The sequence below is a fragment of the Streptomyces sp. NPDC033216 genome (assembly GCF_055577115.1).
The window spans coordinates 47,511-67,377 of record NZ_JBVIQK010000024.1; the positions used below are offsets into that span (position 1 = coordinate 47,511).

A 19,867-nucleotide genomic window follows, 5' to 3' on the forward strand; every position below is an offset into this window, starting at 1 on the left:
AGTTCTCGGAGGACCCCTTCCTGCATGAGTGAGGAAGGCCGCATTCCGGACCATGACCACAAAAGAGCGCGACGTGCTCCCGGACAGGCCGGAAGCCGTGCCCGCGGACCACGACGTGCGCTCGATCTGCCGCGCAACGCCGCTGGCCAGGCGGCACACTGGTACAGCGTGATCGACTCACGGGATGTCACTCCTGGTCAGCCAGGCCCGGACCGAACAGGAGATTTCGCCCGACATCCCCGCCCGCCACCCGAGGACCGGCACGAGGTCCGGTGCCACAGCGCATTTCACATGGCTCAAGCCCGACTCGTACCGGGGACGGGGGTCCGCCGGGCCGGGTAACGGACTCGAGGTGTCGTTTCCGGTCGGTGCGGACAGCGGGCCGGCGTCAGGTGGTGGCGGAATCCGCGGCGCTATAGCTTGGAAGAGACCGCTGTGGACTGTCGCATCGCGACCCAGGTCTTCAGCCCTCGCCCCCCTTCCGGAAGGGTCCACGCATGAAGGTGGATGGATCAGTCGCGTTCGTGACCGGTGCCAACCGCGGGCTCGGTGAGCAGTTCGTGCGAGCGCTGCTCGAAGCGGGCGCGGCCAAGGTCTATGCCGGAGCCCGCGATCCGGCGAAGGTGACGGTGCCCGAGGCCGTGCCCGTCGCCGTGGACATCACCGACCATGCCTCGGTCCTGGCCGCGGCCGAACAGGCGCCGGACGTGACCCTCCTCGTCAACAACGCCGGATCCACGACCCGGGCGCACATCCTCACCGCGGAATTGGACTTCTTCCGTACGGAGTTCGAGACGCATGTGCTCGGCACCCTCGCGATGAGCAGGGCTTTCGCCCCGATTCTCGGCCGCAACGGCGGCGGGGCGATCGTCAACGTCCTCTCGGTGCTTTCCTGGGTGTCGATCACGGCCAGTGCCGGGTATGCCGCTGCCAAGTCCGCGGAGTGGTCGATGACCAACGCCCTGCGGGTGGCCCTGGCGGAACAGGGGACACAGGTCACCGCCCTGCACGTGAGCTACCTCGCGACAGACATGGCCGCGGCCGTCACGGGGCCGAAGGCGGACCCTGCCGCAGTGGCCCGCGCGACCCTGGAGGGAGTCGAGGCGGGGTGGCCCGAGGTTCTCGGCGATGACGTCAGCCGGCGCGTGCAGGCCGCGTTGTCCCAGGGACCTGAGGCGCTTTACCCGCAATTGCGCGGCGGCTCGTCCCTCGTGTGACCGCCTCGGGGACGGTTCGCCCCCAGGGCCCCTCGGTGCCGGATCGCACGCCCGTCGGAGGTTCCGATGAATGACAGCACGCCACCGCACGACGCCGCCGGCGCCCTCGCAGGCCAGACCGTGGTGGTGATCGGCGGCAGCGCCGGTATGGGGCTGGCGACCGCTCGCCGTGTGCGCGCGGAGGGGGGTCAGGTCGTGCTGACCGGACGTGATCCCGAGCGGCTGCGGCAGGCCGCACGCGAACTCCAGCCCGCAGGGACGGCGGCCTTCGACGCGACCGACACCGACCGCCTCGAGCTGTTCTTCCGCGAGCTGACCGGCCCGGTCGACCACGTGATCCTCACGGCCGGCCGCCCCTTCTACATGCCCCTGGGCGACATGGACCTCGCCCAGGCCCACCGTCACTTCACCGAGCGTCTGACCATGAGCCTCGCTGTCGCCCTGTGCAGCCGCGAGAAGGTCCGCCCCGCAGGAACGGTGTTGTTCATCGGCGGCACGGGCGCGCGACGCCCGGCCGTCGGCCTCACCGTCACCGCCGCACTGACCGCCGCTCTTCCCGCCCTCACCGCGAACCTCGCACTCGAACTGGCGCCCGTCCGCGTGAACCTCATCGCCGCCGGCTTCGTCGACACACCCCTTTCCGCGTCCCTCCTCGGCGACCAGCTGGAAGCGCGCCGTGAGGAACTGCGCGCCTCGTTGCCCATCGGCCGGGTCGTCAGCGCCGACGACGTCGCCTCCCTGGCGACCCACATCATGTGCAACGACGCGCTCACCGGTGCCACGTACGACATCGACGGTGGACAACAGCTTCTCGGGCATTGAGCGAGCGCGCACTGGTCGTGTCGACCGCATGGGACGCCGAGACGCGGGCGAGGCCGTGCGCCGAGCCGTCCCAGGCGGGTGTGCTTCCGCCCGGCCCGGCATGGTCTGGATTTCCAACCCAGCGATATCCCCAGCGATATCCTTGAGGCATGACGAAACGCATAGCGTCGACCGCGGAGCGCGGACAGCGCTGCTCGATCGGCCGGGCCCTGGAGGTCGTCGGGGATCGATGGAGTCTGCTGATCCTCAGGGAGGCGGTACAGGGCGTCACGCGCTTCTCGGAGTTCCGTGAGCGTCTCCATGTGGCCAGCGACGTACTGACCCAGCGGCTCGGTGTGCTGGTGGACGCGGGCGTGCTGGAGAAACACCCCTACCGCGAGGGCGGAGCCCGCACGCGCATGGCCTATCGCCTGACCCCGGCCGGCCGGGACCTCATCGTCGTCATCGGCGCTCTTCAGCAGTGGGGTGACCTGCACCGGCCCCATCCCGAAGGCCCTCTGGTGCACCGGGCGAGCCGATCGACCGGACGCCCCCTCCGGGTCGCCTTCATCGACGACGAGGGAAACGAATCGCCGCTCGACGACGTCCACCTCGCCGCGCGGTTCGCACCGTCGCAGGGGATGTGACGGACTCCGGGAAACGGCGTCCCCAGCAGGGTCGAGGGCCGAATCCGGGCACGCCGGACATCGGGTGCGCACAGGCAGCCCGATGGGGTCTGTGAGGTCCCTGTCACTCCTCGAACCGGGGATACCCCGCACAACCGTGGAGGACCGGCTGTGGCGCCGGGACCGCGAGCTCGCGGCGCGCTATCAAATCGCGCTGGAAGCAGACGGACTCGTGGCGCGCGCGCCCCCACCGCAACCCCCAGCGCCGGAGCCGACCGGCACCGGTGGACCCACTGCCCTCCTCCCGGCAAAAGACCGCTGGGCACCGGGTGAACCCGTACGCGCGGGCTTCGCCGGCTGCCGCGGGGCTGAGCGAAGTACCGGCGGACGCGGTCGCCGGTCTGGTTTCTGGTGGACGAGCACGACGCCGTGCTGGCGGTCGTCCAGCAGGCCGTCAGGGAACTCGCCGCCCAGCGGCAGCGCCGGTCCATCGAGGCCGCCGCCTTCGACAACATCTGGCGCGGCGACTGACGCAGGCTCGACCGCCCGGGCCCCGCCGAGGAGACGAACGCTGCGTCGGCCGGACCCGGTGGAGGGGTGTCAGCTGTCCTGCTCGCGCGCGCCCCGGTCCCGGTAGGTCTCCAGCACGCGCAGCCACACTTCACTGATCGTCGGGAACGCGGGGACGGCGTGCCACAACCGCTCCACCGGCGTCTCACCGGCGACCACCACCGTCGCCGAGTACAGGAGCTCCTGTGTGCCGGGACCGACGAAGGTGGCACCGACGACCGTGCCGCGCTCGGCGTCGATCAGCACCCGGGCCCTGCCCCGGTAGCCGTCGGCGTACTGCAGCGCGCCGGCGATCCAGCTGAGGTCGTAGTCCACGACGTCCACCCGGCGGCCGGTCCGCTCGGCTTCCTGCGTGGTCAGTCCGACGCTGGTCACCTCGGGTTCGGAGAACACCACCTGCGGCACGGCGGCACTGTCGGCCGTTGATGCGTGCCTGCCCCACGGGCCGTCGTCGAGAGGCTCCCCCTTGGCGCGCGCCCCGATGACGGCGCCCGCGATCCGGGCCTGGTACTTGCCCTGATGGGTCATCAGCGCCCGGTGGTTGACGTCGCCCACGGCGTAGAGCCATCCGTCGGCGACGTCCGTCACGCGGTACGAGTCGTCCACGGTCAGCCAGTCACCGGGGGAGAGGCCGATGGTGTCCAGGCCGATGTCGGCGGTGTGCGGTGCGCGGCCGGTCGCGAAGAGGATCTCGTCGCCGACCAGCGAGCGTCCGTCGTCCAGCGTGACGTGCACGGGACCGTCCGAGCCGTCCTCGCGGGCGACCGCGCTCACCGAGGCGCCGAAGCGCACGTCGGCTCCGGCGGCGCGCAGGGCGTCGGCCACCATCTCGCCGGCGAACGGCTCCATCCGGTTCAGCAGCCCCTTGTCCCCGCGAACCAGCAGCGTCACCTGGGAGCCGAACGCCTGGAACGCGGTGGCCATCTCGACGGCCACCACTCCGCCCCCCACCACGATGAGCCGGTTCGGCACGTGCTGTGCCGCGGTCGCGTCACGGTTGGTCCACGGACGCACCTGCTCCAGTCCCGGCAGGTCCGGGAAGGCGGTGACGGTCCCCGTGCACACCCCCACGGCATGCCGGGCGGTCAGGCGTACGCTTCCGCCGTCCGCGGTCTCCACCACCACCTGGCGCGGCCCATCCAGCCGGCCGTGGCCCCGCACCAGGTCCACGGACACCGAGTCGAGCCAGTCGACCTGGTCGTCGTCCTGCCAGTAGGCGGACATCTTGTCGCGGTAGGCGAAGACGGCCGGAACGTCCAGGGGCCCCTCCACCGCCCGTCTGAGTCCGGGGACCCGGCGGGCGTCGGCCCGCGCCACCACCGGGCGCAGCAGGGCCTTGCTCGGTTCGCATGCCCAGAACGAGCATTCGCCGCCGAGGAGTTCGTTTTCCACGATCACTGTGGTGAGCCCGGCCGCCCGGGTGCGTTCGGCGAAATTCTCTCCCGCTGGACCTGCACCGAGAACCACCACGTCGTAAGCGCGGGACGTGTCGTCCATTCCTGCTCCCGTTCATGCTGGGCCTGGTGCGGCTGACGGGAGCCCGGAGCGGGGACGCCACGGTGTGACGCCGGCTGGTCGTCCGACGCCGCAACAGCGCCTCTCAAGTGTGCTCCCCGGCCGGTACGCCGCCCGGTGTGCGAGGGGCCGCATACCGCGGCCCTGCTGGGTCCGTCGCGCGGTCCACCTCGCCTGAGGCCGGCGAGGGAGCCCACGCCGGCACGTCGTGGCTCAGCGGCCCGGCAGCCGTTCGGTGACCTCCTGCACGACCCAGCCGTTGCCGTCCGGGTCGGTGAACGACAGGTAGGAGGCGTAGCTGCCCCGCTGGGGGTCCGGGCCGGAAACCCGGGCCTTCTGCCCCGCGTGATGGAACACCCCGCCGGCGTCGTGGAAGACCTCGCTGACGTCTGCGCCTGCCTGTGCCAGCTCCTCCCGCGCCGCCTCGATGTCCGAGACCACGAGGTGGAGTCCTTCAGCGGACCCCGGGGCGGCAGCGCTGACGTCGCGACCGAAGATCACCGAGCACGCCGACCCGGGCGGCGTCACCTGCACGACGCGCAGGCCGTCGTCGGCGGTGAAGTCGGCGTCCAGCCGCCATCCCAGCCCTTCGTAGAAGCTCTTCGCCCGGTCGACATCCGCCACCGGAATCACGACGACTTCGAGTTTCATGTCCATGGATGAGCCTTCCTGACCAACCAGTGCGATCCGCGCCGACCCTCACACCACAGGGTCCGGCCGCCCGATCGCGGAAGTGAGGGGACGGACCGGCCGCTCCCGGTGGCCGGCGGGCGCACACCCGCGCGCCTCGGCAGGACACGTCCGCAGGACAGCGCGGAAAGCGTCGGACCCGGTCCCCAGCGCGTTCGTGCCTGCCACGCACAGCGGAGCATTCGACCTGCAAAGGGACCTCCCCCTAGTACGGGGAACGAGCGACGGCCGACTCTCGGGATGTGGTGCGACGGCATCCGCGGCCACCTCGAAGTTAACGCGCCTGGCGGTCGGTCACCACTCGAAGTGTCCGATCCCGGCCTGTGCTGTGCCCGTTTCCGAGAACCGGCCGTTTCCCCCGAGCTAGTCGAATGGTCGTATACTGTGTGGATGGGGCGTACGAGTGATGCCAAAGACAAGATCCTCGATGCTGCGCGGTCCCTCATCGAACTGCGGGGCTACTCAGCGCTCGGTGTGGCCGAGATCTGCAAGACGGCCGGCGTGCCGAAGGGCAGCTTCTACTACTTCTTCGAGTCCAAGGAAGCCCTGGCACTGGCCGTGATCGATGAGCAGTGGGCCACCCAGCGCGAGAACTGGAATCGCGTGCTGCGCGGCGACGAGGAACCCCTGCTCCGCCTCCGGCAGCTGTTCGAGGAGACCGCAACCGCCCAGCGCGCCGGCCAGGAGACGTGCGGCACTGTGTCCGGGTGCATGTTCGGCAACCTCACACTGGAACTGAGCAACCAGACGGAGGTCATCCGCAGGCGTCTGCAGGAGATCTTCGAAGCCCAGGTGGACATGGTCCAAGAGGTGATCGAAGCCGCCGTGGAACGCGGTGATGTGCAGGTCGCCGACACCCATGACGCCGCGCGCGCCGTCGTCGCGCAGCTGGAGGGCCACGTGCTGTTCGCCAAGCTCTACAACAACACCGCCCAGCTCGATGTCCTGTGGCTCAACTGCCTTGCCCTTCTGGGAGCGCAGGCACCCGCGAAGGGTGTGGCCGCAGTCTGATCACTGACCCGGGGGCCGGTCCGGCCGATAGGGACGGGGACCGCTGATCGGGGCCAGGTGCGGCTCAGGCCAGGTCGTGGAAGGGCATGTCGACGACGACGTTCTTGCCGTGGCCGTTCGGGAAGCTGTTCCCCGCCCCGCCCAACGCGTCGACGATCAGCGGACCACGTCCGTGCTCGGCGTCGGCGTTGTCCTCCTCGGACAGTGCCAGAGGTGACGGCACCGGCGGATTGCTCCGGGAATCGCGTACTTCAAGCCGGAGGCGGCAACGACGCCTTCCAGGCGGCCGGAGAGCCTCGCGAGCGGCGCCGTGCAGGGCTATCCCGAGATCCGCGTCCAGGATCCCCTCGGGCCTGCTCGGCCGTGCACTGTGCGGACGGCTCGCCTCCCAGCAGCAGGATAGGCGCGCGGGCTGGAAGGCGCGCCACGGAGCGGGAGCGGTCAGCTTCCGGGCACGGGAAGGTCGCCCTGGACGTACTGGGCGCGGCCGTCGGCGAACGACCAGTCGTCCGGGCCGTTCTCGGAGTAGCTGATGAACAGATCCGTCCCGATGACGCCGGCTTCGGCGAGCCGGGAGGCGAGCGCCTTGTACAGCCGCTGTTTGTCCTCGGTGCTGCGGCCGCGCTGGGTGAAGATGTGGACGATCACCGTGCCGGGGGTGCGCTGGAACCCGAGTCCCGCGTCGAGGGCGACGATCTCGTCCGGCTCGTGCTGGGTGACGATCTGGAAGCGATCGCGCTCGGGCACCTTCAGGACGTCGACGAGGGACTGCTGGACGGCCTCGGCGATGGCCTTGACGGCCTCGGGGCTGCGGCCACGGACGAGATCGATGCGTACGAGAGGCATGGCGGGGTCCTTGGGTGGGTGGGTTCAGGGCCTGAGGGGGAGCCAAGTGCCGAGGTCGGCGATCGCCAGGGCGGATGTGAGGCCGGCGTCGTCGAAGGCCCGCTCGATGGATTCGCGGCCTTCGGTGAAGTGGGCCCAGCCGGTGTAGTGGGCGGCGATGGTGACGGGAGCGCCGAGAACGGCGGCGGCAGCGGCGGCCCGGACGCTGTCCAGGCTGACGGGCCGTTCGCGGAACTTGCCCTGGACGCGGGCGGCACCGGCGTGCAGGACGGCCACGTCGATGCCGGCGGTGCGCCGGGCGATCTCGGCGACGGTGCGCAGCGAGGCGTTGTCGCCGCTGATGTAGACGGTCGGTACGTCGTTCCCGGTCAGCACGAAGCCGATGACCTGGCAGTTGACGTTGCCGTTTACGTCCCGCTCACCGTCTTCCGGGCCGTGCACGGCGGGCACGGCGGTAACGGTCAGCTCGCCGCCGTCCGGGCGCTGGAGCGTGTGGGTGTGCCAGGCGGCCAGGCCCTTCGCAGGGTGGCCGAGACGCTCGGCGCCGCCGGTCGTGGTGAGCAGCAGGGGGGCGGCGAGGACGAAGGCGCGGCCGCGGTCGTCGAGGTTGTCCGCATGGTTGTCGTGGCTGACCAGGACCAGGTCCACGTCCGCGAGCCGGTCCTCGGCGACCGCGGGACCCTCGGTCTTGGTCAGGTAGCCGTACGGGCCCGGGGCGTCGAAGGTCGGGTCGGAGACGATGCGCAGTCCACCGAGGTCGATGACGGTGGTGGGGCCGCCCACCACCATGGCCGACCCGTCGTGACGAGGAAGAAGGGGGGAAGAGGACGATCCCATGGTGCCGGGGCTCCTTGGCGTGAGCTGAGAGGACGGGCGGGGCCGATGCCGCCGGGGCGCACCGGAAGGTCCGGTCGCGCCACTCCCTCCGCGGTCGACCGTGGGCAGCATGTGCCGCGGGGCGGAAATGCCGCTCCGGTAGAGCCTATGCCTCACCTGCATGGGCGCAGGTCGAGGCCGCGTCCAGAGCCGCTTCGAGGAAGCGGCGCACGAGGGCCGGCACCGCTCCCGTGTCCTGCCGGTAGATGAGACGGACCGGGCTGGGCGGCGCGCGGTCACCGGCAGGTAGCGCAACTTTCACCGGCCGCCCCGCCCCCGCGGGCTGCGCAACCACTTCACCGACACCTACGAACCCCTGGCCCCGCCCGGCTGTCCCACGCTGCACCACCTCACCGCTCCGCTGCGCAGCCACCGCCGCGGGCGACACCGATCTGATCCATCTGTGGGCGGGCACCGGCCAGCGCGAGGCGCGGGAGGAACCCGCCGCCCGGACGCTCACCCGCCTCGCCTCGCGAGGATGACCGCGGCGCGCTCCTGGCTTCGCCTTGCGACCCGTCCCCGGTAAGCCCTCCGTCCCGGCCGGCCGGGCACTTCGGCCGGCTGCGAGCATGAGAGCGTGGCGAGACCCCCGCGATGCCGGTGCGCAGGACGGCACCGCCGGCCGGAAGCGTGACGGACGACCAGCGGTGTGGCGCACGACACGGGAACGCGGCCGGGCCCGCGGAGAGAACCAGACGTGAGTCCTATAGAACCCAGTGAGTCGTTGCGGGCGCGAGTACGGGCGGGCGACCGTGCGGCGTTCGCGGACCTGTACGACCAGAACGCCCGCGCCGTCTACAGCCATGCCCTGCGGCTGACCGGCAACTGGTCGGAAGCAGAGGAAGTGATGTCCGAGACCTTCCTCGGTGCTTGGCGTACCCGGCAGTCGCTGGAACCGGAAGGCGGTTCCCTCACACCGTGGCTGCTCGGCATCGCGACGCACAAGGCGCACAACGCCAACCGCGGTCTGCGCCGGCGGCTCGCCTTCCTCGCGCGCACCCCGCAGCCCCGGTCCGTGGCGGACTTCGCGGACGAGACGGCCGGCCGGATCGACGACGCTCGCCGCCTGTCGTCGGTCCACGCTGCCCTGCGTCAGCTGAGTCGTCCGGACCGCGAGGTGATCGCCCTGTGCGTGGGTGCCGGGCTCGACTACCAGCAGGCCGCCGAGGCGCTGGGCATTCCGGTGGGCACCGTGCGGTCCCGGCTCTCCCGTGCCCGGGCGCGACTCGCCCGGTACAGCGCCGGTCCGGCGTCCGGAAGAAGTGCGGAACCGCGTGAGCGTCGCGGAGAGAAGGAAGGTGAGGCCGCGATCGCGGCCCTGTATCTGCAGGAGGAGACCCGATGAATGCCGACAACCTGCCCGCCGGACCTGCCCTGAGTGACGCGGAGGAACTGCTGGTGGCCTCGGCCGACTGGGACCTCTCGCCGAGTCGCCGTCTTCACCACAAGGACCTTCTGATGCAGCAGATCGACCGCGACAACAGCGCTTCCGGCGCGGGGTCGTTCGCCCCTTCCCGCCGCAGGATGCCGCGCCTGGCTCTGGCGTTGCCCGCCATGTCACTGGCCTTGGCCGGTGCTCTGGCCGTCGCGTACTCCGCGGGCGACCACGGCTCCGTACCGGAGGCCGGACACACTGCTTCGGCACCGGCCCGGGCCAACGCCGCGACCGTCACTCTCGGCCGGATCGCCGCCGCGGCGATGAAGACGGACGCGACGCCGGTGAAGGAGGACCAGTTCGTGTACGTCCAGCGCCTGGCACGCGAGAACAAGGGCGCCTTCGGCGGTCGTGTGGTGCTCGGCGCGGCGCACAAGGAAGAGATCTGGACGGCTCAGAAGCCCGGACGCGCGGCGACGACCGGTTGGCTTCGGTCGAGCGGGAAAGACGCCGTGATGCCCGGTCAGCTGATTCCCATCACGTCCGCGACACCCGTGGGCCCCGGCCTGTGGTACCCGACCTACACGTGGCTGGCCTCACTGCCCACCGACCCGGATGGCCTGCTCGAAGCGCTGTACGACCAGACCATGGTGGAAAAGGGCGAGTCGGAGGACGAGGCCGTCTTCAGGACGATCGGCGACCTGCTGGGCAGCGTGATCATGCCGCCTGAGACCGCTTCTGCCCTGTACAAGGGCGTCGCCCGCATCCCCGGCATCACCCGGATCCCCGACGCCGTTGATGCGGCCGGGCGTCACGGCATCGGCATCACCCACAGGGACTCCGGCTCCGTCACCCGCTCCGTGCTGATCTTCGACAAGGACACTCTCGCCTACTTCGGCTCGCAGGCGTACTTCACCCGGGGGGCCGGGGACGCCGGGGACGACGTGTTGTTCGGCACCGACGCCGTCATGCAGCGCGGGGTCGTCGACCGGCAGGGGGAGGTGCCCGCCAAGACCGCCGGCTGACGCCCGACGCGCGAGGTATGGTGCCGGGCGGTCTGCCTGCATGGGTGGGGTGTTGCGGGCTGGTCCGGGACGGCACCTCTTTCGTGACCGGACGGTCGGTGCCTCCTCGGTCATGCGTCAGCCCGGCCGGCCCCCGCGAAGAACGCGTGTCCGCGTGCATGGCGGGAGTCGGACCTGCCCGACTCCCGGTGGCGGGCAAGGCGGTGATCGCGGCAACGCTCAACTCGACACCGGGCCGACCGTCCCCCGCCGCTGAAGAGCCCGGCGCCTCCTGCGCGGCCAAGAGGAATCCCGGGACCGGAGTCGCGGAACGCCCTCAAAGCCCGGCACGAGGGTCCGGTGGTCATTCGAAACTCCGGTTCCCCGGTCGCGAGCCGGTGTCGACAGGGAGACGGATCGTGGGCACGGGACCGGCTGGGCCTGCGTGCAGGTCGGCACGGGCCGACAACGCTCGCGCCCCTGGTGCACCGTTTCCCTCAGACGCGTCATCTGTTCGATGGCGTCACGGGCCGGATCGATGAGGAGTCCGTCAGCTCCGGGACCTCGATCGCCATGGCGGTCGTGCCGATCGCCTCCGCCTCGCTGTCTCCGGCCGCCGGGTAGTAGTCGTGCACATGCGCGTACCTCGTCGATTCGTCCGAGAACGACCGAGTGTCCTGCGCAGCCGGCCGCTAGCCGCTGCCGCCCTATACCGATCGCCACCGGCCGTTCTCCTCACCGTTCGACCTGGAGATCAGCGCCGTCTCCGAAGCCGTTCTCCTTGTGCACCTCCCCGGGCGGCCCGGAGGTTCACGCCGTCGCGCCCTTCGGTGCATCGCGCTCGGGCCCGTATGGGGACCCGCCCCGGAGACTGCGGCGATGAGCGGGTAACTTACGGCCTGGTCCGCGCGGCACGCGTGGCCCGGACCACCGTCCGCACACTTTCCGACTGGAGTCCGCACATGTTCAGCATCACCGTTCGTGACCATCTGATGGTCGCGCACAGCTTCCGCGGAGATGTTTTCGGCCCCGCTCAGCGGCTGCACGGAGCCACGTTCCTCGTGGACGCCACCTTTCGTCGTCCAGAGCTGGACAGCGATAACATCGTTGTCGACATCGGTCGGGCCACCCAGGAGCTCGGTCACATCGTCGGGGCACTGAACTACCGCAATCTCGACGACGAGCCCGACTTCGAGAACGTCAACACCTCGACGGAGTTCCTCGCCAAGGTGATCGCGGACCGTCTCGCCGACCGCATCCACAAGGGAGCGCTGGGCGAGGGCGCACGGGGTATCACCTCCGTCACCGTGACCCTGCACGAGTCGCATGTCGCGTGGGCGGCCTACGACCGGACCGTGTGACGCAGGCGGGACATGTGCCCGAGCACACTCTGCCCGAGGAGCCATGTGTGTCCTGTGCGGTTCAGATGCGGGACGCACATGTTGCTAGCCTGTCTCCGCCCGCCGGAGACGTCACCGCCAGGCACACAGCAGCGCAGACGGGAGAAGCGGTATGGGCAATGTCCTGCGAGACAACGCTCTCATCAGCATCGACGACAACGTACACCTGGTCTCAGGCAGCAACACCAACTGGGTGATCGTCAAGGACGGCGACAACTGCACCCTGATCGACACCGGGTATCCGGGCGATCGGGACGCGGTACTCGCCTCCCTGTCCGCCGTGGGGCTCGCTCCCGAGGCCGTGAGCGCGGTGCTGGTGACACACGCTCACAACGACCACATCGGAGCCGCCGAGTATCTCCGGGCCACCTACGGCGTCCCGGTCTTGATGCATGAGCTGGAAGTACCGCACGCCCGCCGGGACTTCCTCGATCAGGTGACGGTCGGACAGGTGCTGCTGCGGGCCTGGCGGCCCGGCGTGCTTCCCTGGGCGCTGCACGCCCTGCGGGCGGGCGGCACCGCTCACGTACCGGTGGAAGAGCCGGTGGTCTTTCCCTCGCACCGGCTCGACCTGCCCGGCGGGCCCGTGCCGGTGCACACACCGGGCCACACCGATGGGCACAGTGCCTATCTCCTGCCCGGCAGTGGCATCCTGGTGAGCGGCGACGCACTGGTCACCGCTCATCCGACGTCGCGGATCAAGGGTCCGCAGCTCCTGCCCGCGATGTTCCACACCGACCGTAGCCGGACTCTCGAATCACTGTCCGTCCTGGAGTATCTCGACGCGGATACGGTGCTGCCCGGCCACGGGCCCGCCTATCGCGGGACGGTCAAGCAGGCAGTGCGATGGGCCCGTGACCGCGCTGCGCACTGAACCGTCGGCCGACCGACACCAGGCTCCGGCCGCCCCGGCGTCCCGCGACAGGGCGCCGATTGCGCCAGGGCGACGAGCCGCTCGGCGACCTCGGAGTCCTCGTTCCTGGTCTCTTCGGGGTGATGGTGCGAGGGTGGACCGCCTCGCCGGGCGCGCCGTGGCAGAACAGCACGCAGGCAGGTTGCCTGGTGGCGATCCGAACCCTGCCTAGGCCTTCCTGCGGGTTTCGGGGGACGAGGTGGCGCTGAACGCCCTCGATGAGCCCCAGCGGATCCCCGGCCCTTCGTCGGACGAGTTCGAAGGCCACATCGTCGAAGCTGCGTCCTGCCGGACGATCCGGGCGAAGGGAAGTGGGCGGATACGCCGCCAGAAGGCGAAACCGCAGGTGGAGCCGTCAGTGCACGTGCAGGAAGTCGATCCTCCTCCTTGCTCGTTCGTCCCCGAAGTATCGTCGAGGGACCGGTGCCACCGGGAAGTCTCCGTCGGCTGGGACCAGTGATCGGCAGCGGACCCGTGTGTGCAGTCCGGGTTCCCGTTGTGGGCTTCCTTGCCGGATCTCACCTCCCGGTAACAGCATTCCCGGTAACCCCCTTGACAAGTGACAGAGTTAGAGGCATCATGTTGAGGTAACTTGTTGAGCAGGTTACTTCGGGGTCGCCCTGACCGCGGGTCCCGTGCTTCCCCCGGCGCGGGACCCGCACCCCGGCCGTGCCGTCAGGGCAAACGTGAGGGACGTGACCGGCTCCGCTGGCACTTCCCGACGAGCACGGCCTGGCGCGCTCCGCACACGCGGCGGCTTCTTGCGCGGCGCTCACTGGCCCGGCCGGCCCGGCATGTGGCCACCCGTGGCCCGACGTCACGGACGTATGGATCTGGTCGGGCACGGTGGTGACAATGGGGTACGGGCCAACGCGCTCCGACCTGTGGTGACAGCCCCGTGGCCGGTTCGCGAGGTCGCAAGCCGTGTGGACCTGTCGGCCGGGCTCCTGTGCTTACCCGGTGTCTGCCACCCGCGCTTCGATCACGAGGCAGCGGGACGTGAGCTGTTCCACGGGGCGCGCCGGTCGGGCCTCTGCGGGCTCGGCGTAGTGTCCGGTCCCGACGCGCCAAGGCGAGGCCGGCCTTCGGCCTCGGCTGTGAGGGCCATCGCCGACCTCGGTGACCGGTCCGCCCAGGACGAACTGCGCCGGCTGGCCGGGCGGACCCGGAACCGTGTGACCCTGCGGGTGATTCGCAACGCGCTGGCGGCCGCCGGCGGGCCCTCCGCCGAGGGAGTGGCCGAGACCCCGGCGCCCGCGTCCGAGCGCCGGGTAGTGACGCACCCCGGCCGGCCGCGCGGTGGTCGGCCCGGGGGTTGCGCATTCAGCAGTCACTGGTCAGAATGGTTACGTGAATCATGCCTTTCCCTGCGGGACGTTGCCCCTCGATTTCGTCGGCACGCTGCGCGCTCGACGCAACGCCGCGCCGGGGGAGAAGCTGGCTTCCCCCGAGCTGCTCGACGACTGGTTCGTGGAATCGGGAATGCTCGATCTGCCGCCGGGCGCCGGCGAGGCCGACCTCGCCATCGCCGTGGAGCTGCGTGAATCGATCTACTCCCTGGTGTCCGCCCGTCTCTCGGGGGAGCGGCTGCCTCCCGAAGCGGTCGCAGAAGTGAACCTCCACGCCTCCGGACTGCCCGTGACACTGCGGCTCGGACCCGACGGCGCGACGCGTACGGGCTCGGTCGCACAGGGCCTCGCCGCACTCGCCCGCCAGACGATCGAGATCCTCGACGGTGACGACGGGGCGCTGCTGCGCGAATGCTCCCGCCCCGAGTGCACCCAGGTCTACCTCGATCGTTCCCGCGGCCACCGGCGGGAATGGTGTGCCATGAAGACCTGTGGCAACAGGGTCAAGGCCGCCGCCTACCGGGCTCGCAAGCAGGAATCGATGAGCTGATCAGGTGGCTCCGGGCCGGTTCCGTGCCGACCCGGAGCCACCTGATCAGTGGCCGTAGTGCCGGGCCGCCGCCGACGGGGCGAGTGCCGGTTTGCCGGGCATCGCCCTGACGGTGATCACCGATTGTTGCCTTCCAGGCGACTCTCGTCCCCAGCCTGCGGGAGCAGATCCACCGTGTTCCGCAGGTGCTGGAGGACGGCGCCGCTGTCCACGACGAGAGACTCCAGGGGATGGCGCCCGTGTGCACCGGGGAACAGGATCGACCTCTCGTAGGCCCTGGTGACCACGTGTTGGGTGAGCAGGGCGGTCCGCCGGATCCGTACCGCCAGCGGATCACGCGCGGCGAGGGCGACGAGCCGCCCGCGGTCGGGACCGTTGTATCGCTCCGCCATGAACGCCAGCCGCTCGTGATGCAGCAGTGCCGGCAGTTCGGCGGCCGCCCTGGTGGGGGAGAGGACGGGCATGGCCAACGGGCTCGAGCCGAGGGAGGCCAGTTCGTCGGTCAGGCGGCCCGCCGCGCCCACAGCCAGGCCGGCGGCGGCTGTGCACAGGAAGGAGGCGTCCTGGTCCAGCAGCGGGGTGCCGCCGGAGCAGGTGGTGAAACCGGCCGGTACATGGACGTCGTCCAGGTGGAAGACGGCGCGCGGGGCGACCGGGGCCGACACCACGCGCAGGCCGGCGGGCCGCGGCAGGACCTTCGAGGCGATCACGAACATGTCGGGTCGGTCCGGTGACGCTGCCGCGGCTTTTCCGGAGTGGGCGGGCCATCGACCGGCGAGCGGCAGTGCCAGCCACCGCCCGACCGGTGTACCCGGCGGCAGGCGCCACGTCCCGGACAGGGAGTACCCGCCCGGGACCGGCCGGGCGATGGGCAGGCCGCCCGGACCGTCCTGCGCGACGGCGTGGGGTAGGGGGGCGGCCCAGTTCCAGTGCGAGGTGAAGGTTGTCCACGCCAGGCCGGGAGCGGAGCGGCCCGCGCGTTCGTACCCCTCGAAGACCGCGGCCGGGGCGAGCCAGGGGCCGATCGCAGGCCGCGGCCCGTCCGCGTCCCCGGTCGCCGTCGTCCGCCTACGCGGCTCGGTCATCGCTCGCGGGCCCTGCTTCACCCGTCACACGCTCGTCTCCGGCACGCGTGCCGCCCGTCACTCGGCCGTGGATGGTGAGCACGACGTTCTCCATGGCCTCTCCCGCGGCGAACCGGTGCAGCTGCCGGACGAGGAACTCCTCGGTCATACGGGAAAACGCATCGGTGAAGGCCGCCACGTGCGGAGTGATCAGCGCGCCGGGGAGTGTCCACAGCGGGTGGCCGGGCGGGAGGGGTTCCGGAGCGGTGACGTCCAGAGCGGCCCGCAACCGTCCGTCGCCGACTTCGCGGGTGAGCGCATCGGTGTCCACGAGTTCACCGCGGCCCACGTTCACCACGTGCGCGCCGTCCTTGAGCAGGGCCAGCTCCGCGGAGCCGAGCATGCCGTGCGTCTCGTCGGTCAGCGGCGCACACAGGATGACGGCGTCCGCCGCCGGCAACAGGGCGGGCAGTTCCGCGACACCGTGCACGCGGCCGGCGGCGGTGGTGCGCGCGCGCCGGGCCACGGGGAGGATCTCGCATCCGAACGGGCGGAGCCGGGCGGTGACGGCGCGACCGACGGAACCATGGCCGACGACCAGAACCCGTTTGCCCAGCAAGGTGCGCCAGACACCGTGCGCCCAGCGACCCTTGTGCTGTCGGCGCACGAAGTCGTCGATGCCTCGTGACAGCGTCAGCAGCAGCGTGACCGCCAACTCCGCCGTCGCACCACTGTGCACACCCCGTCCGGTGGAGACACGGAGCCCTGACGGCAGGCTCTCCACCAACGGCACGATGTGCTCGTAACCTGAGCTGAGGAGCTGCAGCACCTCCAGGCGGGTGGTCGCATGCAGCAGGTCGCTCAGCTGCTTCTCCGTGCCGGGTGCGGTCGGTCCCACCAGGAACCGCACATCCGCCGGATCACCGGGCAGGCTCGGCGAGCCGTCCCAGTAGTGGTAGGTGAGTCCGTCCGGGAGGCCGGCGATCCCCTCCGGACGATAGGGAAGCCAGACGGTCCTGCCGTTTTTCATGGTGCATCAGCTCTTCTGGTTCGGCCTTCGCCGGTGCGCGTTCACGACCATCACGCGGGCGGAGGGCGCGGGGTTCACGTGAAGGTGGTCACAGCGGCAGGCCTGGGCCGCGGCTGGACATGGTGGTCCCTGTCGGCGGAGCTGACCGGACGACGGCGGTCCTCCGTCCCCCTCCGGGGGACGACCGCTGATCGGCCGGTATCACGATCGGATCCAGGAGACTGGGCCTTCCCCGGGCACCACGGCATCGAACACGTGCGGAAAAGGATCCCAACGGTGCGGTACGTCCTGCGAACACTGCTTCCCCACGGCGAAGGGCTCGAAGTGTTCGCCAGCTCGCCGACATCGCCGTTTCGGCGGCCTGGGGGCCGCTCCTGGCGGCGTTGCCCGCACCGCCCTCGTAGCGCTCCCCGGTCGTGGCCGGCAGGCGAGTGCCAGGGGAGTGCCATCCTGGCACTCGGCCGCCGAGGAACGGTTGCTCAGGAGACTGCTCGTACGCACCTGCGGGAGCCCGCACGTGCGGGCTCCCGCACGCCAAGGCAAGTGCCTCAGTTGTCGGACTGGAAGATCGACAGCACCCGCAGCGCCTCCAAGTAGATCCACACCAGCGTCATGGTGAGACCGAAGGCCGCAAGCCACGACTCATCGCGCGGGGCGCCGTAGGCGATGGCGTCCTCCACCTGCTTGAAGTCCAGAGCCAGGAAGCACGCTCCGAGGAGGATGCCGACGATACCGAAGACCACGCCGAGACCACCGCTGCTGAAGCCCAGCCCGTCACGGGCACCGAACGCGGAGAAGAGAAGGTTCGCCACCGTCAGCAGCAGGAAGCCTGTTGCCGAGGCCAGAACGAACCCGTAGAACCGTCGGGTGACACGGATCCAGCGCATCCGGTAGGCGATCAGCACGCCGGCCGAAACGGCGAAGGTGCCCAGAACGGCCTGGACGACCACGCCCGGTGCGATGTAGGTGGACGTCGCACTCGAGATGACGCCGAGGAAGACCCCCTCGAAGGCGGCGTATCCGAGGATGAGCGCCGGCGAAGGGCTGCGCTTGAACGCCTGGACGAGTGAGAGGACGAAGGCGATTAGGGCGGCGGCGACGGCGATGCCGTAGGAGCGGCCGATGCCGGCTTCGTCGACGGGCAGAAGGAGCCAGGACAGCACGGCGGTCAGTGCCACCGTGCCGAGGGTGGAGGCGGTGCGGACGACGACGTCGTCCACGGTCATCGTGGCGTGGTCGGCCGTCTCGTCCTTGACCAGGCGTATGCGTCCGTCGGCCGCGTAGGGGTTGACCGTGTGGTCGACGGTGGAGCCGACGCCGGTCGGCTGCAGCCGGTCGGCGTCGGTGTACGTGCGGTCCCGGGAGCGGGCGAATCCGCTCCGGGCGAAGATCGGGTTGCTGGACTTCACGGCATTCCTCCTAGTCCGCCGCGCGCGGCGGCCCTTGTGGTGCGTTCCGGTCGTCGTGCCTCGGCTTGCCCGCGGGAGGCGTCCCGGGGGTTCGTGGTACCGATCGACTGGGCGCGTCACCATTCTGACAGGTGACGAAGGCTGGCGCAATGAATATCACCGATCAAAAGGGTGACGATTGATGCGTCCGGGAGTGTGAGGCTCTCAGCGCAGTGCCCCCACCTCCAGGACTGCCGACGCAAAGGCTCCTGGGGCCTCCTGAGGGAGGTTGTGACCGGCACCCGGAATCACGTGGTGCACCCGGGGCCCGGTGAAGTGAGCGGCCGAAGGCGTCCCGTCGGTGGGCGGGGTGACGCCGTCGGCCTGGCCGTCCAGCGTGACGGTGGGGACGGTGATGGGCGGTTGCCCGGCCAGTCGCCGCTCGATCTCGGCGTAGCGGGGGTCGCCCGGCGCGGCTCCGAGTCGGTGACGATAGCTGTGGATCACGACGTCCACGTAGTCGGGGTTCGTCCACAGGGCCGCCGCCTGGTCGAGCTCGGCCTCGGTGAACTGCCACTGCGGCGAGTTGCGGTGCCACACCACCCGCGCAAACTCCTTCGGGTCCCTTTGAAGGCCCAGCCGGCCGCGCTCGGTGAGGAAGTAGAAGAAGTACCAGTAGCCGGACTCGATGGCCGGCGGCAACGGCTGCTGCGCCTTGGCGATGTCCTGGATCAGGTAGTTGTTCGCGGAGACGAGGCCCAGGCAGCGCTCCGGCCACAGTGCGGCGGCGACATCGGCCGCCCGCCCGCCCCAGTCGTAGCCGGCGAACACGGCCCGGTCGATGCCCAGGGCGTCCATGAAGTCCACGTGGTCCTTGCCCAGCGCGCCCTGCTGCCCCGACCGGAACGTGTCCTTGTGCAGGAAGCGGGTCCCGCCATGGCCGCGAAGGTAAGGGACATAGCACCGGTACCCGTGCCGAGCCAGAGCGGGGGCGACCTCTGCGTACGAGCCCACCGGGTCGAACGGCCAGCCGTGGGAGAGGATCACCGGTGTGCCGTGGGCAGGGCCGACCGCGTGATAGGCGATCTCCAGCGTCTCGGTGCGGACGTGACGGATCCCTCCGAGCCTCGTCGCAGATCGGATCCGGCCTGTCGCAGATCGGATCGGGCCTGCGTCCCTCGTCGGTGCCGGGGCCTGCCCTCCGGTGACCGCCGAAGCCGGCCTCGCCGCTGTCGCGAGGGTTCCTCCGGAGGCCGTAGCGGTCATCACGTACGCAAGTGCTCGCCTGCTGATCATTGCGGCTGTCCCGCTTTCCTCGAGGCGCCCGGAAGTACGGAGAGTGCAGGGCGCGTCACCGGTTGGAATGGTGACGAGGTTGGCTGATCGGGCTTCGGCTGTCAAGCGGAACCGCGTGGACGCAGCGCGGCCGCGTAGAGACATCGCCTGCACAGGCGGAAGTGTGTAGCGGGAGGAGAGGCAGGACGCGCTGTTCCGCCCTCGATTCCGAAAGCGGAACAGCGCGTCGGCCGCGGATGGCGTGTGCACCCCGACATCCGGGCGTGGCCGGCGAGTCCACAGAGGCATGCCGGCCGCTCGGCCCGGTAACCGTCCCCACGCCCGGGCCGACCCGCCCGGCCGCCGG

At 70.4% G+C, this 19,867-nt stretch carries 20 protein-coding genes; 9 read left to right on the forward strand and 11 right to left on the reverse strand.

Annotated elements, in window-relative coordinates:
- Window positions 1–497: 497 nt before the first annotated feature.
- The 3 genes from ACZ5Y0_RS30845 to ACZ5Y0_RS30855 all read left to right on the forward strand — a co-directional run bounded on the left by ACZ5Y0_RS30845 (window position 498) and on the right by ACZ5Y0_RS30855 (window position 2,665).
- Window positions 498–1,217, forward strand: coding sequence for an SDR family oxidoreductase (locus tag ACZ5Y0_RS30845; RefSeq protein WP_469131958.1), 720 nt, complete (start codon window positions 498–500; stop codon window positions 1,215–1,217).
- A gap of 66 nt (window positions 1,218–1,283) precedes the next feature.
- Window positions 1,284–2,039, forward strand: a complete 756-nt coding sequence (locus ACZ5Y0_RS30850) for an SDR family oxidoreductase (RefSeq protein ID WP_469131959.1) — start codon at window positions 1,284–1,286, stop codon at window positions 2,037–2,039.
- A 149-nt stretch (window positions 2,040–2,188) separates the two neighbouring features.
- The gene (locus ACZ5Y0_RS30855; RefSeq protein ID WP_469131960.1) at window positions 2,189–2,665 is read left to right on the forward strand and encodes a winged helix-turn-helix transcriptional regulator; all 477 of its coding nucleotides are present in this window, start codon (window positions 2,189–2,191) and stop codon (window positions 2,663–2,665) included.
- 579 nt (window positions 2,666–3,244) lie between these two features.
- Here ACZ5Y0_RS30855 and ACZ5Y0_RS30860 read toward each other — a convergent pair.
- Together ACZ5Y0_RS30860 and ACZ5Y0_RS30865 are read right to left on the reverse strand one after the other, a co-directional pair.
- Entirely contained in the window at window positions 3,245–4,711 is a 1,467-nt protein-coding gene (locus ACZ5Y0_RS30860) for a dihydrolipoyl dehydrogenase family protein (RefSeq protein WP_469131961.1), read from the reverse strand.
- Between the two features lie 231 nt (window positions 4,712–4,942).
- Window positions 4,943–5,386, reverse strand: coding sequence for a VOC family protein (locus ACZ5Y0_RS30865; RefSeq protein ID WP_469131962.1), 444 nt, complete (start codon window positions 5,384–5,386; stop codon window positions 4,943–4,945).
- 423 nt (window positions 5,387–5,809) lie between these two features.
- Between ACZ5Y0_RS30865 and ACZ5Y0_RS30870 the strand changes: the two genes are divergently transcribed.
- Entirely contained in the window at window positions 5,810–6,430 is a 621-nt protein-coding gene (locus ACZ5Y0_RS30870) for a TetR/AcrR family transcriptional regulator (protein ID WP_469131963.1), read from the forward strand.
- Between the two features lie 64 nt (window positions 6,431–6,494).
- Here the strand turns inward: ACZ5Y0_RS30870 and ACZ5Y0_RS30875 are convergent, their stop codons facing one another.
- The 3 genes from ACZ5Y0_RS30875 to ACZ5Y0_RS30885 form a co-directional block, all read right to left on the reverse strand.
- Window positions 6,495–6,653 carry a hypothetical protein gene (locus ACZ5Y0_RS30875; RefSeq protein ID WP_469131964.1) on the reverse strand — a complete coding sequence of 53 codons (159 nt, stop codon included), beginning with the start codon at window positions 6,651–6,653 and terminating at the stop codon, window positions 6,495–6,497.
- 218 nt (window positions 6,654–6,871) lie between these two features.
- Window positions 6,872–7,276: a tautomerase family protein gene (locus ACZ5Y0_RS30880; RefSeq protein WP_469131965.1), complete on the reverse strand. Its 405-nt coding sequence runs from the start codon at window positions 7,274–7,276 to the stop codon at window positions 6,872–6,874.
- 24 nt (window positions 7,277–7,300) lie between these two features.
- Window positions 7,301–8,113 (reverse strand): MBL fold metallo-hydrolase, encoded by an 813-nt coding sequence (locus ACZ5Y0_RS30885; RefSeq protein ID WP_469131966.1) that lies wholly within the window; start codon window positions 8,111–8,113, stop codon window positions 7,301–7,303.
- 763 nt (window positions 8,114–8,876) lie between these two features.
- Here ACZ5Y0_RS30885 and ACZ5Y0_RS30890 point away from each other — a divergent pair.
- Window positions 8,877–9,497: an RNA polymerase sigma factor gene (locus ACZ5Y0_RS30890; RefSeq protein ID WP_469132007.1), complete on the forward strand. Its 621-nt coding sequence runs from the start codon at window positions 8,877–8,879 to the stop codon at window positions 9,495–9,497.
- Entirely contained in the window at window positions 9,494–10,552 is a 1,059-nt protein-coding gene (locus tag ACZ5Y0_RS30895; RefSeq protein ID WP_469131967.1) for a CU044_5270 family protein, read from the forward strand. Before ACZ5Y0_RS30890 ends, ACZ5Y0_RS30895 begins: the two co-directional genes overlap by 4 nt.
- Window positions 10,553–11,037: 485 nt before the next feature.
- On the opposite strand, the gene ACZ5Y0_RS30900 is transcribed toward ACZ5Y0_RS30895, so the two are convergent.
- Entirely contained in the window at window positions 11,038–11,166 is a 129-nt protein-coding gene (locus ACZ5Y0_RS30900) for a hypothetical protein (RefSeq protein WP_469131968.1), read from the reverse strand.
- Between the two features lie 327 nt (window positions 11,167–11,493).
- On the opposite strand from ACZ5Y0_RS30900, the gene ACZ5Y0_RS30905 reads away from it, so the two are divergent.
- Window positions 11,494–11,892 carry a 6-pyruvoyl trahydropterin synthase family protein gene (locus tag ACZ5Y0_RS30905; protein ID WP_469131969.1) on the forward strand — a complete coding sequence of 133 codons (399 nt, stop codon included), beginning with the start codon at window positions 11,494–11,496 and terminating at the stop codon, window positions 11,890–11,892.
- Window positions 11,893–12,043: 151 nt separating this feature from the next.
- Window positions 12,044–12,805 (forward strand): MBL fold metallo-hydrolase, encoded by a 762-nt coding sequence (locus ACZ5Y0_RS30910; protein WP_469131970.1) that lies wholly within the window; start codon window positions 12,044–12,046, stop codon window positions 12,803–12,805.
- Here the strand turns inward: ACZ5Y0_RS30910 and ACZ5Y0_RS30915 are convergent.
- Entirely contained in the window at window positions 12,762–13,112 is a 351-nt protein-coding gene (locus ACZ5Y0_RS30915; protein WP_469131971.1) for a DUF6009 family protein, read from the reverse strand. The genes ACZ5Y0_RS30910 and ACZ5Y0_RS30915 overlap by 44 nt on opposite strands.
- A gap of 1,082 nt (window positions 13,113–14,194) precedes the next feature.
- Between ACZ5Y0_RS30915 and ACZ5Y0_RS30920 the strand changes: the two genes are divergently transcribed.
- A complete protein-coding gene (locus ACZ5Y0_RS30920) occupies window positions 14,195–14,743 on the forward strand; it encodes a CGNR zinc finger domain-containing protein (RefSeq protein WP_469131972.1) in 549 nt (182 codons plus the stop codon).
- A gap of 116 nt (window positions 14,744–14,859) precedes the next feature.
- On the opposite strand, the gene ACZ5Y0_RS30925 is transcribed toward ACZ5Y0_RS30920, so the two are convergent.
- The 4 genes from ACZ5Y0_RS30925 to ACZ5Y0_RS30940 all read right to left on the reverse strand — a co-directional run bounded on the left by ACZ5Y0_RS30925 (window position 14,860) and on the right by ACZ5Y0_RS30940 (window position 19,521).
- Window positions 14,860–15,828 carry a hypothetical protein gene (locus tag ACZ5Y0_RS30925; RefSeq protein WP_469131973.1) on the reverse strand — a complete coding sequence of 323 codons (969 nt, stop codon included), beginning with the start codon at window positions 15,826–15,828 and terminating at the stop codon, window positions 14,860–14,862.
- Complete coding sequence (locus ACZ5Y0_RS30930) at window positions 15,812–16,837, reverse strand: 2-hydroxyacid dehydrogenase (RefSeq protein ID WP_469131974.1); 1,026 nt, start codon at window positions 16,835–16,837, stop codon at window positions 15,812–15,814. The genes ACZ5Y0_RS30925 and ACZ5Y0_RS30930 overlap by 17 nt, the downstream gene beginning before the upstream one ends.
- 548 nt (window positions 16,838–17,385) lie before the next feature.
- A complete protein-coding gene (locus ACZ5Y0_RS30935; protein WP_469131975.1) occupies window positions 17,386–18,246 on the reverse strand; it encodes a Bax inhibitor-1/YccA family protein in 861 nt (286 codons plus the stop codon).
- Between the two features lie 204 nt (window positions 18,247–18,450).
- The gene (locus ACZ5Y0_RS30940; protein WP_469131976.1) at window positions 18,451–19,521 is read right to left on the reverse strand and encodes an alpha/beta fold hydrolase; all 1,071 of its coding nucleotides are present in this window, start codon (window positions 19,519–19,521) and stop codon (window positions 18,451–18,453) included.
- Between the last annotated feature and the right edge of the window lie 346 nt (window positions 19,522–19,867).